This window comes from Rhizobium sp. 01N447_2 (assembly GCF_056399245.1).
On the sequence record NZ_JBFTQY010000001.1, the window covers coordinates 190,625 to 203,185 of the forward strand.

A 12,561-nucleotide genomic window follows, 5' to 3' on the forward strand; every position below is an offset into this window, starting at 1 on the left:
CATCCGTTCGACGCCGGGCAAGACCAAAATAAGTCACAGAACCGTGCCATTGCCTGACCATCCAGCGCATGGCCGATTCGCCGTCGCAGACAGATGGGGTTGAGACAGACAATGAGACTTTTCGCACCGGCAGCCGCCGCAATTTTTTCTGCCGTCCTCGCCGTGCCGGCCTCTGCAGCGCCGGCCGCACCCGCCGAGACCTTTCCCGGTGCACCCGGCGTCATTACGCTTTCCGGCAAATGCGCCAAGCTGGTCGTCGCCAAATTCGACGCCACCAAGGGCTGCAAGAACGAGCTTGCCAGCGTCACGCTGGCCAATGGCTTGGTGACCTTCATCTTCACTTCAGACGGCAAGGCGCTCGGCTTCCAGGGCGACGGCAGCGGCATCAAGCCCGCCTCCAACGGCAATGCCCGCCTGCCGCTCAGCCTCGTCACCACGGGCGTCGGCAACAAGATGACCGGGGAGGTCAAGGTTGCCGGCTTCTGCACCTTCGGCAATCCCTATGCCGGCAAGCCGATCGCGATCGAATGCACCGCCGAAAGCAAGGATTCCTCCTTCACCGGCAGCTTCCGCACCGGCGGCAAGCTGGTGAAAAAGGGTAAGTAGCCCGAGCAATTCCAGCAAAAGTGCGCAGCGGTTTTACATCGATTCCGATTTAAGGAATTATGCAGTAGCCGTCAGGCGCACCAGGCGCTGCCGGCAGCCCCGGGCTTGCGTGCCAAGCCCTCGTTGATCAGCTGCGCACCAAAAGAGCGCCCGTCGCGCGAGACGACGCGCGGCACGCCTGAGGGCTCGCTCTTGCCCGCAGCGTTCATGGTGAAGGGTCCGGCGTTCAGAAGCGCCAGCAGCCGCGACTTGGCGGCAAAGGCCACCCGGCGCTCGCCGTCACAGCGCGCCTGATCGACCACCGGGCTTGCCATGTCGGCGATCACGATCTTTTCGCCCTTGTACCAGAAGACGCCGCCGTCGCCGACGCAATTGATATGGGCGCCCTGGCCGCAATAGCCGAAGGCGACTGTCCCGGTTTCCGAAACGGCAGGGGAGGCCGGGGACGGCACTGCCTTTATCGGCTGGATCATCGGCGTCGGGATCGCGGCCGGCGGCAGCATCTGCGACTGAGGCACCGACGCTGCGGCTTTCGGCGTGGGGGCGGCAAGCGCCACCTGCTTCGGCGGCACGTCCTTCCTGACGACAGGCCTCGGCTCCGCCGTTTCCCGCGTGATCGATGCCGATTGCCTTGCAAGCATCGGCTGGATGCTCTTCCAATGGTCGTGGGCGACGATGCCGCCGATCGCGGCAATGCCGATCACCGCCCAGGGCAGCAATCCGCCACCGCTGCTGCGCGCTTTGCTCTTTCCTCTCGCCGGCGCCTTGCGGCGGCCGCGTGTCGCTGTCTTGGCCATCTGTCCGATTCCCGTGAGGCCGGGATTATCGCTGCCCAATCCTTTCCGAAAGGTTGGCGCGGCGACAGGATGATGCCTGGCTCGCCGATCTTTCCCTCGAATGACATGAAAACGCCTAGGTGCATCGGTGGGGCCAACGCGGCTGCCGAAACGCATGAGGGGAAAAAGCTGAACAAATTCCGCGCTCAGACATTAGCCAGCGAAAATTTCATCTGTTCCGAGGGAAAAATCCATGGATCGCATCATCGCCGACATGATGCCGGCGTCGCGCATCCACTATCCCGTCATCTTCGCCCGGTTCTTCGGCGCTATCGTCTGCGGCGGCCTGATCGGCTTCGAGCGTGAGGCACGCGACTGCCCGGCATCATGCCGGGCGCTAATGTCGCTAATGTCAGCGTGACCGTCCGTTGGTCATTCGGAGCGCGCGGCCGAAGCATCGTTTTTCCCAACCGACGCCGTGCCGCCGATGGACGCGAGCGGCTTCTGCCGTTTGCCGATATTGATGTGCTCGTCCGCCGCCTCGCGGACAGCCTGCCATTCATTTTCGTGCCGGATGAAGATCTCGCGGGGCACAAAGTTGATCGTCATATGTTTCTCACCCTGTTTCAAATCTACCGTCAGCGCCCCAAAGAGGCTTCCGGAATAGCCGTTATTTCTTGGTCTCTGCATTGGCTTTCACATCGGGGCCTTTAATGTCGAGACCACCCTTGGAAAGATCGGCACCGGTAACATGGGCCGGCACGTGAATGTCGTGATAGACACCGGGCGTCAGCGTCAGATCGACATGATGCGGCGGCAGCACCTGCGCCTTCTGCATGCGGTTTGGCTTCGCCCGCTTCATGCGGTCGGATGCCTCCGTGCGTTTATCGGGAACATGGGTCGAAGTGTGCATCATCGGCCTCCTTTTTTAAGCTCAACAGTGCCTAACGGGCGGGCATCAGGATGGTTCCAAAAAAATTACCCAATCTCGGCATGCCTGTCGGCCTTGACTGGCCCGGGAAGCCCATTACCTAGAGCCTATCCCGCAGCCTTCCAGACATCGGCTGACGGGGGAACTTTGGTGCCGGGCCCCTCTGGCGAGAGTTTTTACGGCGCTCTCGTGATGTCGGTACCGCCTGCAGCTTAGCCGGCGGATTTTTCATCGATGACCAAGCTCACCATGCCTGACCCGCGTGCCCGTTGTGGCGTGCCGCGTTTCTCCAATATATCCACTCTCTTCAACACGATTTGCGGCCGCGAGGTGCGGCCATGAATCAACCTCAGACCCCTAAATCCTCGCTCGGCTATTTCCGCTGGGCTTTCATCGTCACCGCCCTCGGCCTCGTTCTCGGCGCCGTACTCGGCTGGCAGACGACCGGCACGATCGGCGGCATGGCGACCGTCTTCTTCATCTGCACGGTGCTTGCGGTGCTGGAGATCTCACTTTCCTTCGACAATGCCATCGTCAACGCCAACAAGCTGAAGGAGATGACGCCGGTCTGGCAGAAGCGCTTCCTCACCTGGGGCATCGTCATCGCCGTCTTCGGCATGCGCATCGTCTTCCCGCTGGCAATCGTCGCGATCGCGGCACAGATCGGCCCCTGGGACGCTCTGGTGCTTGCCGCCCGCGAGCCGGCGGAATATGCCCGCATCATGAACGACGCACATCTGCCGATCGCAGCCTTCGGCGGCACTTTCCTGATGATGGTCGGCCTCAACTACTTCTTCAATCACGAGAAGCAAGTTCACTGGATCGGCGGCCTCGAAAAAATGATGGCGCGCTCCGCCACCATCAAGGGTATCGAGATCGCCTTCGTGCTGGCGCTGATGCTGGTCTTTTCCTGGCTGATCGGCGGCGAGGAGGCCACCGTCTTCGTCCATTGCGCCATCTACGGCCTGCTCACCTTCCTCGCGGTCGAGGTGGTCGGCGGATTGCTCGATGCTTCGCAGCAGACGATGAGTGCTGCCGCCAAGGGTGGCCTCGGCGCCTTCATCTATCTGGAGGTGCTGGATGCGAGCTTCTCCTTCGACGGCGTCATCGGCGCCTTCGCGCTGACGCAGAACCTCTTCGTCATCGCGATCGGCCTCGGCATCGGCGCCATGTACGTGCGCTCGATGACGATCATGCTGGTGGAGAAGGGAACGCTTGCCGAATACCGCTATCTCGAGCACGGCGCCTTCTACGCCATCCTGATCCTCTCGGTGATCATGTATGTGCAGACGCTGGTGCACATCCCCGAAGTCATCACCGGCCTCGGCGGCGCTGCGCTGATCGGCCTGTCCCTCTGGTCATCCATCCGCCACAACAGGCGCGAAAAGGTGGAGGGTCACGTCGCCCGGCAGGAGGAACTTCACGCCTGACGATGCAAGAAGCCGCAGTGTGCGACACTCTTGCAGATAAAAATAAAGCCCGCGACCATCCGGTTGCGGGCTAATTCATTCATGCATGACTTGGAGGTCTTAGCGGGAGACCTGATCGAAGGAGGTCGGGTCGATACCGAGTGTGGTGAGGTCGTTGGCGCGCGGACGGCGACCTGCTTCGACAGCAGCGCTGACGGCGTTTGCAGCCCCAAGGAGGGCGAATGCGCGGCCAAGGAAGCCAGTACGGACTGAATTGCGGAGTGCGGACATTGTCCTTTTCCTCTTGCTCTACGATTGACTGCTCATAGATGGCATCGCGCATATGCCTCCACAATGCTCAGAAAATCACCTCAGCCATGCAAAAAACGGGAGGCCAGCGCATGTCTCCATGGCCAGCCTCGAGGAGGGGGTGGGTCGTCTTCTTATTTTAGTCTTCGTTTGCCGCCAGCTGCGACAGTACCTGTCCCCTGCCGCGAAGCCGCAGGATCAACGGGATGAGGAAGGCGGCCGCGGCAACGATGAGCAGACCCGCGGCGATCGGCGACATCACCAGCGTCGTGACATCGCCCTGGCTGATCGCCAGCGCCCGGCGCAGCTGCTGTTCGGCAAGCGGCCCGAGGATCAGGCCGACGACGGTAGGCGCGATCGGATAGCCAAAGAGCCGCATCACATAGCCGAGCAGGCCAAAAGTGAGCAGCATGCCGAGCTCGAACACGGATGGATTGGCGCCGATTGTCCCAAGCGTCGCAAACAGCAGGATGCCGGCATAGAGCCACGGCTTTGGAATGGTCAGCAACCGCACCCAGAGCCCGATCATCGGCAGGTTCAGCACCAAAAGCATCGCATTGGCGATGAGCAGGCTGGCGATCAGTCCCCAGACGAGCTGCGGATTGGTGGCAAACAGCAGCGGCCCCGGCTGCAAGCCGTATTGCTGGAAGCCGGCAAGCATGATCGCCGCCGTCGCCGTCGTCGGCAGGCCGAGTGTCAGAAGCGGCACCAGCGTGCCGGCGGCCGAGGCGTTGTTCGCCGCCTCGGGACCGGCCACGCCTTCGATCGCGCCATGGCCAAACTCTTCCGGGTTCTTCGCCAGCCGCTTTTCGGTCGCATAGGAGAGGAAGGTGCCGATTTCGGCGCCGCCCGCCGGCATCGCGCCGATCGGGAAACCGATCAGCGTGCCGCGCAGCCAGGGCTTCCACGAACGCGCCCAGTCCTCAGCGGTCATCCAGAGCGAACCCTTGACCGCCTCGACCTTCTCCGCGATCCGGTTGCCCTGTGCGGCGATATAAAGCGTCTCGCCGATCGCAAACATCGCCACGGCAAGCGTCGTCACCTCGACACCGTCGAGCAGGTCGGGAATGCCAAAGGAAAGCCTGGCCTGCCCTGTCTGCTGGTCGATGCCGACCATCGCGAGCGCAAAGCCGATGAATAGCGAAGTCAGGCCCCGCAAGGCGGAGTCGCCGAAAGCCGAGGAGACGGTGACGAAGGCGAGCACCATCAGCGCGAAATATTCGCGCGGCCCGAAGACCAGCGCCAGCTTGACGACATAGGGAGCGATGAACGCAAGCCCGAGCGTCGCGATCAGGCCGGCGACGAAGGAGCCGATCGCCGCCGTCGCCAGCGCCGGTCCGCCGCGCCCAGCGCGCGCCATCTTGTTGCCCTCGAGCGCGGTGACGATCGAGGCGCTTTCACCCGGCGTGTTGAGCAGGATCGAGGTCGTCGAACCGCCATACATGCCGCCGTAATAGATGCCGGCGAACATGATCAGCGAGCCGCCGGGATCGAGCTTGTAGGTGACGGGCAACAGCAGCGCCACGGTGAGTGCCGGGCCGATGCCGGGAAGCACGCCGACGGCGGTGCCAAGCGTCACGCCGACCAGTGCATAAACCAGGTTCATCGGCTGCATCGCAACCAGGATACCCTGCCATAGGAATTCGAATGTGCTCATCTTGGTGTCCCAAGCGGCCTTCCCGACCATCCGATTTCGGGGTCAGGCGCCGCGCAAAATCAAAAGAGCTGACAGCGCGTCCGCGCGGTCAGAAGAACAGATGTTCGAGCGGGCCGGCCGGCAGCGTCAGTTGCAGCAGCTGCKAGAAGATCGCCCAGACGACGAAGCTGAGGACGATGCCAAGCGGCAGCGAGATCCAGAGCTTACGCTTGCCGAAGCCGCGTGCCGTCAGCGCGAAGAGGATGCCGGTCGCGATCGAGAAGCCGGCGACGCGCAAAAGCAGCATCTGGCCGGCAAGACCGGCAACGATCCAGATGACGGGTGCGACTTCCTGCCGGTCACGTTCGGGAAAATCGCCGCGCCAGGCTTCGAAGGCGGTCCAGATCCCGAGACAGAAGAGGCCGAACGCCACCACTTGAGGCACTGTCGCAGGACCGATGCGGTCGTACTGCGCAATCGTTTTCAGATGCAAGGCATCCCAGGCCATCACGCCGGCGACGACGAAGAGGAAAACGGCAATGATGAACGCCGCCCAATCAGGGCGGCGCTCGGTTGCCGAGGAGGTGTTATCCTCGCTCATTGAACAAGTCCRATATCTTTGAGAATGCCTTCAGTGGCGGAGACATCCTTCTCGAGCTGCGCCTTGAAGGCGTCGCCGGACAGATAGGTGTCGGCCCAGCCCTTGGTCTTCAGAGTTTCCTGCCAGGTGGCGGAGCTGTGCAGCTTCTCGAAATCGGCGGTGACGCTTGCCACCTGCTCTGCCGACAGGCCGGGAGCAGCGGCAACCATGCGCCAGTTCTGGATGGTGACGTCGGTGCCGGCTTCCTTCAGCGTCGGGGCATCGACGCCGTCGATACGCTTGTCGCTGGATACGGCGAGAAGACGGAGCGTGCCGGATTTCACCTGCGATTCGAACTCACTATAGCTCGAGACGCCGGCCGTGACCTGGCCGCCGAGAATGGCGGCGAGCGCTTCACCGCCGCCGGAGAAGGCGACATAGTTGATCTTGGTCGGATCTACGCCCGAAGCCTTGGCGATCAGGCCGACGGCGATGTGGTCGGTGCCGCCGGCAGAGCCGCCGCCCCAGGAAACCGCACCCGGATCCTTCTTCAGCGCAGCGACCAGATCGGCCATCGTCTTGATCTCGGACGCGGCGGGAACGACGACGGCCTCATACTCGCCGGTCAGACGGGCGATCGGCGTGACGTCCTTCAGTGTCACCGGCGACTTGTTGGTGAGGATCGCGCCGACCATGACATAGCCGCCGACGATCAGCGAATTCGGGTTGCCGGCAGCCTGGCTGCTGAACTGCGCAAGGCCGATGGTGCCGCCCGCGCCGGGAACATTCTGGACCTGCACGTTGCCGGAGATCTTCTCCTGCTGCAGCGCGGTCTGCAGCGAACGGGCCGTCTGGTCCCAGCCGCCGCCGGGCGCGGCCGGCGCGATGATGGTGTAGTCGGCCGCATAGGCCGGCAGCGCGATAGTCGCTGCGAAAAGGGTTGCGATGAACGTATGCTTCACGATGTGTCCTCCGTCGGCGGCTGAGCGAACCACCTGTTGTTCTCTGGGAATCGGGAGGAATGGCCGGCCAGCGGACACACGTGTCCTGAATGACGAGCGGAATACCTCCCAAGGCTTCAACTCTCCGCCTCCACGGAGAAGAAGTAGCCAAAGCGACCACAACAACCTGTCATTTAGCTGACATCGGCGAGATATCCAGAAGGAGACGACACTTTTTTGCCGTAATTGGCAGGCGCCAATCTAAATCCCGGTTCTTCGCTGCCGATGGCAGGTGCATTACCCGCCGCCGAAGTACGGCTGCAGGGCTTTGTCTGGCGAGACTCCGGGCGCAGCGACCCAAAGCTCTCTAAGGAGAGCGAAGCCCACCGAAAGCGCCTTCACTGCGTCCGCAGAACCTCGTTCCAGTGCGCGATCAGCCGCGCCCGCTTCACCTGGTCAAGATAGACCATCAACCCGGGGCTGACCGGCACCGGCCGCAGTTGGGCACCGAGCAGTTCCTGCAGCGTATTGGCGGTATTCTCCCCCGCCACTTCGGGGCTGACGGCCGGAATCTGCAGTTCGCGCGCCATGATCGTCTGCCCTTCCCGCGACATGAAGAAGGTGAGGTAACGCCGCCCGAGCTCCGGCTCGGCGGCCGCCTGCGGCACCAGTCCGATCCGCGACATCACTACCGTATAATCCTTCGGCAGCACGATGCCGACGTCGGGATAGCGCGAGGCCCAGTCGGCCGCATAGGAGCCGAGAATATTGTAGCCGAGCACGAAGCGCCCGTCGGCAACGCGTTCGAGGATCGCCGAACTCGTCGAATAAAGCTTGACGCCGGCAGCCCCCATCGCCCCGATCACCGACCAGATGTCGCCGAACTGCTCCTGGTCGCGCGCCATGAAAAGGAAGCCGACGCCGGAGCGCTCGATATCGTAGGTACCGATCCGCCCATGGACGTCGTTGCCCTTGCGCTTCAGATAATCGACGAATTCAGCCCGCGAGCTCGGCACCGGCTCATGCGCGAAGCTCGGCTTGTGATAGACGAACACAGCCGGCTCGAAGGTGAGCGCGTAGGCGGTGTTACGCCAGTTCGCCCATTTCGGCCATGGCGCACTCATCGGCAGGTTGCTGACCTGCGCATATCCGTCGTTGGAGAGCTTCACCTGCAGGTCCATCGCCGAGGAAAAGGCGAAGTCCGCCGTCTTCTTGCCGGCATCCGTTTCCCGGACGATCCGGTCGTAGATGTCGCCGGTCAGCATGTCCTCATATTTGACCGCAACGTCGGGATTGGCCTCCTGGAAACCCCGGATCATCGGCCGCGCCAACGGTTCGTCGAGCGAGGAATAAACCGTCAGCACCGGCGCATCGGCGTTGCCCGATTTTGCCGGATAGAAGGCCTGATCCGCCAAGGCAAAACCCGGCCAGAACGCCAGCAGCAAGATGAAAGCTCTCCTCATCCTGCAACAATGCCTGAGCACGCCGGGAGGAGCAAGGCCGCGACCGAGGCGGCACGCGGTGCGTGACGGGATCACAGTTCCCGCTCGAAGAAGAGCAGGATCTGTTCGAGCTCCGGCGGGACCTGATAGTAGGCATTCCGCTCCCGGAAGCCGAGGCGCCGATAGAGCCCCTGCGCTGCCGTCTGAAAAATGCCGGTGTCAAGCCGCATCGAGTGATAGTCGTCAGCTCTCGCCTGGGCGATCGATGCCTCGCAGAGCGCAACGGCAACACCATGACCGCGAGCGACGGCCGAGACGAAAAGCCTTTTCATCTCAGCAATGTCAGGCGCCTGCTCGTGATGCATGACGCAGCCGACAGGCTCTCCGTCGAGCCGCGCCAGGAAGATCGCGCCCTTCGGCCTTGCGTGAATCTGCGGCAGGTCGATGAGCAGCGCCTCGAATTTTTGCGGATTGTAATAGAGATCGATCACCGGCCGATGCTGGGGATAATTGTCATAGAGCCATTGCCGGAATGATCGGCAGAGATCCCGCACTGCGGCGATCTCTACCGGACCTTTCGCGAGCTCGATCGTCAACTCTCCCATCTGCCAAACCTCCCGATCCCTCGCCTCTTCTATCATGAACGTGTTGCGCGGTGGAGATCGAAGGCCGGAACTAGGAGGCGACCCACTCCATCAGTGCATTTTGCGCATGCAGCAGAAAGGCCTTGGCGGCGCGACTTTGGCAGAGCGGATGCTCCATCGCCTCGGCCGTCACCTCCTGGCCGCGCTTAACCGGCGGGCATGGCAGGAAGATCGCGTCCTCCCGCAAACGGTCGAGCACATCGGCTCCGATCCGGTAGCCGGCCAGCGCGTCCGAGGCGGCGTCACCAGGCCATGAATCGGTGATTACGAGGTCGGCATCCGATAGCTCGCCCATGTCGGTGCTCGCGCGGAAGCGCCCATTGAGCAGCGCGCTGTCTCGGACATGCCAGCGTTCGGGATAGACCTGCACCACCTCGATCGGCAGCGCAATCGACGCTTCGACCCAGGAGCGGAAGATATTCGCGTCCGCCGCCACGCCGGCTACCTTCAACCCGTCGATCGAGCCGCGCCGGCTCTTGATATAGGCAAGGTCGCCGAGCGTCTCGCAAGGGTGGTTGGAACGCGTCCGCGCGTTGATGACAGGCACCGGCGAGACAGCAGCGACCGCCTTCAGTGTCGCAAGCTCCTTCGTGCGGATCACCAGCATGTCGAACCAGTTTCCAAGATAACCCGCAAGATCGCTGGTTTCCTCCCTGGTATTAAAGCTGATTGGTACATGCACGCAGATGCCGCCCATCGCCTGGATGCCGAGATCGAAGGCGGTCGTATTGCGCCAGCCGCCGTCGTCGACAATCAGCGCGACGCGTTTTCCCGCAAGGCTCTGCGGCATCGCACGCTCATCCCAGGCGCCGGCGAGCTCGCCGGCGCGAGCGACAATCGATCGAAGCCCGGCCTCCGGAATATTATGAAACTCCAGAAAATTTCGGGTCGAAGCTGTCATCCAAAACCTCTTTTGCGCATGAAACGTCGCCACAATAACCTGCGCCGGTCTCACGGCAACGGTTGAAGCAAGCGCAAATCACCATTTCGTCCGTGTTGTTTCCCTCGCGATTCGTCTTCTAAGTTATGCCATTAGGTCCGGCTCAAGCCCTAAATCCATCGGCGATCGGTTTCATGATGCCGATTCCAGAAGCATCGGCCAAAGCAGAACACTGCCGCCTTCTCCGGTTAGAATCCCATTTTCATCACAAAGGATTAGGGACGACCGCCATCCTTCACCCATTTAGAGTATTGATGAAGATCGACGACGTTATATGGTCGCGCTGCCGCGTTAAAAACGTCGAGACCGCCCGAATTTATTATTCGGGGGACGACTCTACGCGACAAAAACTCTATAAAAAGCTAGACTAAACTGGGAAGATCCATGGGAGGGGTCATRGAACGACGACTGAGCGCTATTCTTGCTGCAGACGTCGTCGGCTACAGCCGGCTGATGGGCATCGATGAATCCGGCACGTTGCAGGCGTTGAACCGCCATCGCTGTGAGCTGGTCGATATTCGTATTTCAGACTACAAGGGCCGGATCTTCAAACTCACCGGCGACGGCATCCTTGCCGAATTCCAGAGCGTGGTGAATGCGGTCGCCTGCGCCGCCGAGATCCAGCGCAGCATGGCGGCCCGCAACGAGAACGTGCCCAAGGACGAGCGCGTCGAATTCCGCATCGGCATCAATCTCGGCGACGTCGTGGTCGAGAACGGCGACATATTCGGAGATGGCGTCAATCTCGCCGCCAGGCTTGAGCGTATCGCAACGCCGGGCGGCATCGCCGTGTCGGCCTCGGTGCGTGACCAGGTCGGCTCGCGCCTCAATCTCGGCTTCGAATTCATCGGCGAACATATGCTGAAAAACATCAGACAACCCGTCCAGGTCTATACCGTCAGCTTGGCGCCACCCTCCTCCGCCAGATTGGTCGCGCAGAACCGCAACACCTGCTTCATTGCCGTGCTGCCCTTCACCAACATGAGCGGCGATGCCGATCAGGATTATTTCTCCGACGGCATTACCGAAGACATCATCACCGATCTCTCGAAGATCTCCAGCCTGCACGTCGTGCCGCGCAACACCATCTTCACCTACAAGGGCATATCGGTAAAGGTGAAGCGGCTCGCTCAGGAGCTTGGCGTGCGCTACGTGCTTGAGGGAAGTGTGCGCATCGTCGGCAATCGCGTGCGCATCTCCGGTCAGCTGATCGACACGGCCAATGGAGACCATCTCTGGGCCGAGCGTTACGACCGCGACCTGACCGACATCTTCGCCATCCAGGACGAGATCACCCATGCGATCGTCGGCCAGTTGAAGGTGCGTCTGTTGCCGGAAGAGAAGAAGGCGATCGCCAATGAACCGACCGCCAATGTCGAGGCCTATACCTATTATCTCAGGGGCCGCCAGCTCTCCCACACCTGGACAAAGTCCTATCTCCAGCTCGCAAGGCGGATGTTCTGCAAGGCGGTCGAGCTCGACCCGGACTATGCCCGCGCCTATGCCGGCATCGCCGATTGCGACGCGGCGATCCGCGATTGGGCAGCTGATGACGTGCCGCTGAGGCGCATCCTCGACATGAGCGCCCGCGCCCTGGCGCTCGACCCTGACCTTCCCGAAGCCCATGCGTCTCACGGCCTCGCCCTGCATCAGAGCGGCTATGATGATAGGGCGGCGGCGGCCTTCGAACGTGCCCTGGCGCTCGACCCGAACCTCTTCGAGGCGAATTTCCACTATGCCCGGTTCTTCTTCATGCGCGGCAACTTTGCCGAATCCGTTCAATATTTCACCCGCGCCGCCGCAATCCGCCCGGATGACTATGTCTCACCGATCCATCTGATGTCCGCCTACCGCTCGCTCGGCCGTGTGTTGGACACGGAAAACTGGGCGCGCCTCGGCCTGCTACGCGCCGAACGCGCCCTGAACCTCAATCCGGAAAATTCAGGCCCCGCCCATCGCGGCGCGCTGGCGCTAGCTCATCTCGGCGATGCGGCAAGGGCACGCGACTGGGCCGCCCGCGCGATCGCCATCGATCCTGATGACATTGTCGCGCAGTATAATCTCGCCTGCGTCTATTCCGTCCTCGGCGACGCCGAACAGGCGATCGACCTTCTTGAAAGGCTGCTGCCGAACAGCTCCGTCTACCATATCAAATGGTTTAACAACGATTCCGACCTCGACAACATCCGCGGCGATCCCCGCTTCCGGAAACTCCTCGCCGCCGCGATGACGCAACGCGAGCGGATCGAAAGAACCGGAAGCTGAGATCGAGCCTTTCCCGGCCGTTCACCCAGCGCCTCGGCCCGAAACCGGAATCGATTTTCGGAAAGCACGATGCGTAGGTGCA

The 12,561-nt window shown here is 61.9% G+C and carries 13 protein-coding genes and 1 pseudogene; 4 read left to right on the top strand and 10 right to left on the bottom strand.

Translation table 11 applies throughout. The features are described from left to right. The first annotated feature begins 111 nt into the window (after positions 1–111). Positions 112–606 (top strand): hypothetical protein, encoded by a 495-nt coding sequence (locus AC1ECN_RS00905; RefSeq protein WP_245002690.1) that lies wholly within the window; start codon positions 112–114, stop codon positions 604–606. A 71-nt stretch (positions 607–677) separates the two neighbouring features. On the opposite strand, the gene AC1ECN_RS00910 is transcribed toward AC1ECN_RS00905, so the two are convergent. Then, the gene (locus tag AC1ECN_RS00910) at positions 678–1,403 is read right to left on the bottom strand and encodes a hypothetical protein (protein ID WP_130662227.1); all 726 of its coding nucleotides are present in this window, start codon (positions 1,401–1,403) and stop codon (positions 678–680) included. 232 nt (positions 1,404–1,635) lie between these two features. Here AC1ECN_RS00910 and AC1ECN_RS00915 point away from each other — a divergent pair. After that, a pseudogene (locus AC1ECN_RS00915) lies at positions 1,636–1,800 on the top strand (MgtC/SapB family protein); the annotation flags it as partial. A gap of 14 nt (positions 1,801–1,814) precedes the next feature. On the opposite strand, the gene AC1ECN_RS00920 reads toward AC1ECN_RS00915, so the two are convergent. After that, positions 1,815–1,991 (bottom strand): hypothetical protein, encoded by a 177-nt coding sequence (locus AC1ECN_RS00920; protein ID WP_165406138.1) that lies wholly within the window; start codon positions 1,989–1,991, stop codon positions 1,815–1,817. A gap of 61 nt (positions 1,992–2,052) precedes the next feature. After that, positions 2,053–2,298 carry a hypothetical protein gene (locus tag AC1ECN_RS00925; protein ID WP_024322330.1) on the bottom strand — a complete coding sequence of 82 codons (246 nt, stop codon included), beginning with the start codon at positions 2,296–2,298 and terminating at the stop codon, positions 2,053–2,055. A 353-nt stretch (positions 2,299–2,651) separates the two neighbouring features. Between AC1ECN_RS00925 and AC1ECN_RS00930 the strand changes: the two genes are divergently transcribed. Beyond that, entirely contained in the window at positions 2,652–3,743 is a 1,092-nt protein-coding gene (locus AC1ECN_RS00930) for a DUF475 domain-containing protein (protein ID WP_130662228.1), read from the top strand. Positions 3,744–3,842: 99 nt separating this feature from the next. Here AC1ECN_RS00930 and AC1ECN_RS00935 read toward each other — a convergent pair whose 3' ends face one another. The 7 genes from AC1ECN_RS00935 to AC1ECN_RS00965 all read right to left on the bottom strand — a co-directional run bounded on the left by AC1ECN_RS00935 (position 3,843) and on the right by AC1ECN_RS00965 (position 10,175). Next, positions 3,843–4,013 (bottom strand): hypothetical protein, encoded by a 171-nt coding sequence (locus tag AC1ECN_RS00935; protein WP_165406139.1) that lies wholly within the window; start codon positions 4,011–4,013, stop codon positions 3,843–3,845. Positions 4,014–4,170: 157 nt separating this feature from the next. Beyond that, positions 4,171–5,688, bottom strand: a complete 1,518-nt coding sequence (locus AC1ECN_RS00940) for a tripartite tricarboxylate transporter permease (RefSeq protein WP_024322328.1) — start codon at positions 5,686–5,688, stop codon at positions 4,171–4,173. 88 nt (positions 5,689–5,776) lie between these two features. Beyond that, positions 5,777–6,268 carry a tripartite tricarboxylate transporter TctB family protein gene (locus tag AC1ECN_RS00945; RefSeq protein WP_477951893.1) on the bottom strand — a complete coding sequence of 164 codons (492 nt, stop codon included), beginning with the start codon at positions 6,266–6,268 and terminating at the stop codon, positions 5,777–5,779. Beyond that, positions 6,265–7,209 (bottom strand): Bug family tripartite tricarboxylate transporter substrate binding protein, encoded by a 945-nt coding sequence (locus tag AC1ECN_RS00950; protein WP_018483552.1) that lies wholly within the window; start codon positions 7,207–7,209, stop codon positions 6,265–6,267. The genes AC1ECN_RS00945 and AC1ECN_RS00950 overlap by 4 nt, the downstream gene beginning before the upstream one ends. Before the next feature lie 377 nt (positions 7,210–7,586). After that, positions 7,587–8,633: an ABC transporter substrate-binding protein gene (locus AC1ECN_RS00955; protein ID WP_018072797.1), complete on the bottom strand. Its 1,047-nt coding sequence runs from the start codon at positions 8,631–8,633 to the stop codon at positions 7,587–7,589. 89 nt (positions 8,634–8,722) lie between these two features. Beyond that, a complete protein-coding gene (locus AC1ECN_RS00960) occupies positions 8,723–9,235 on the bottom strand; it encodes a GNAT family N-acetyltransferase (protein ID WP_024322327.1) in 513 nt (170 codons plus the stop codon). Positions 9,236–9,305: 70 nt separating this feature from the next. Then, a complete protein-coding gene (locus tag AC1ECN_RS00965; RefSeq protein ID WP_130662229.1) occupies positions 9,306–10,175 on the bottom strand; it encodes an ornithine carbamoyltransferase in 870 nt (289 codons plus the stop codon). Positions 10,176–10,610: 435 nt separating this feature from the next. On the opposite strand from AC1ECN_RS00965, the gene AC1ECN_RS00970 reads away from it, so the two are divergent. Beyond that, positions 10,611–12,479: an adenylate/guanylate cyclase domain-containing protein gene (locus tag AC1ECN_RS00970; RefSeq protein ID WP_130662230.1), complete on the top strand. Its 1,869-nt coding sequence runs from the start codon at positions 10,611–10,613 to the stop codon at positions 12,477–12,479. Positions 12,480–12,561: the final 82 nt, after the last annotated feature.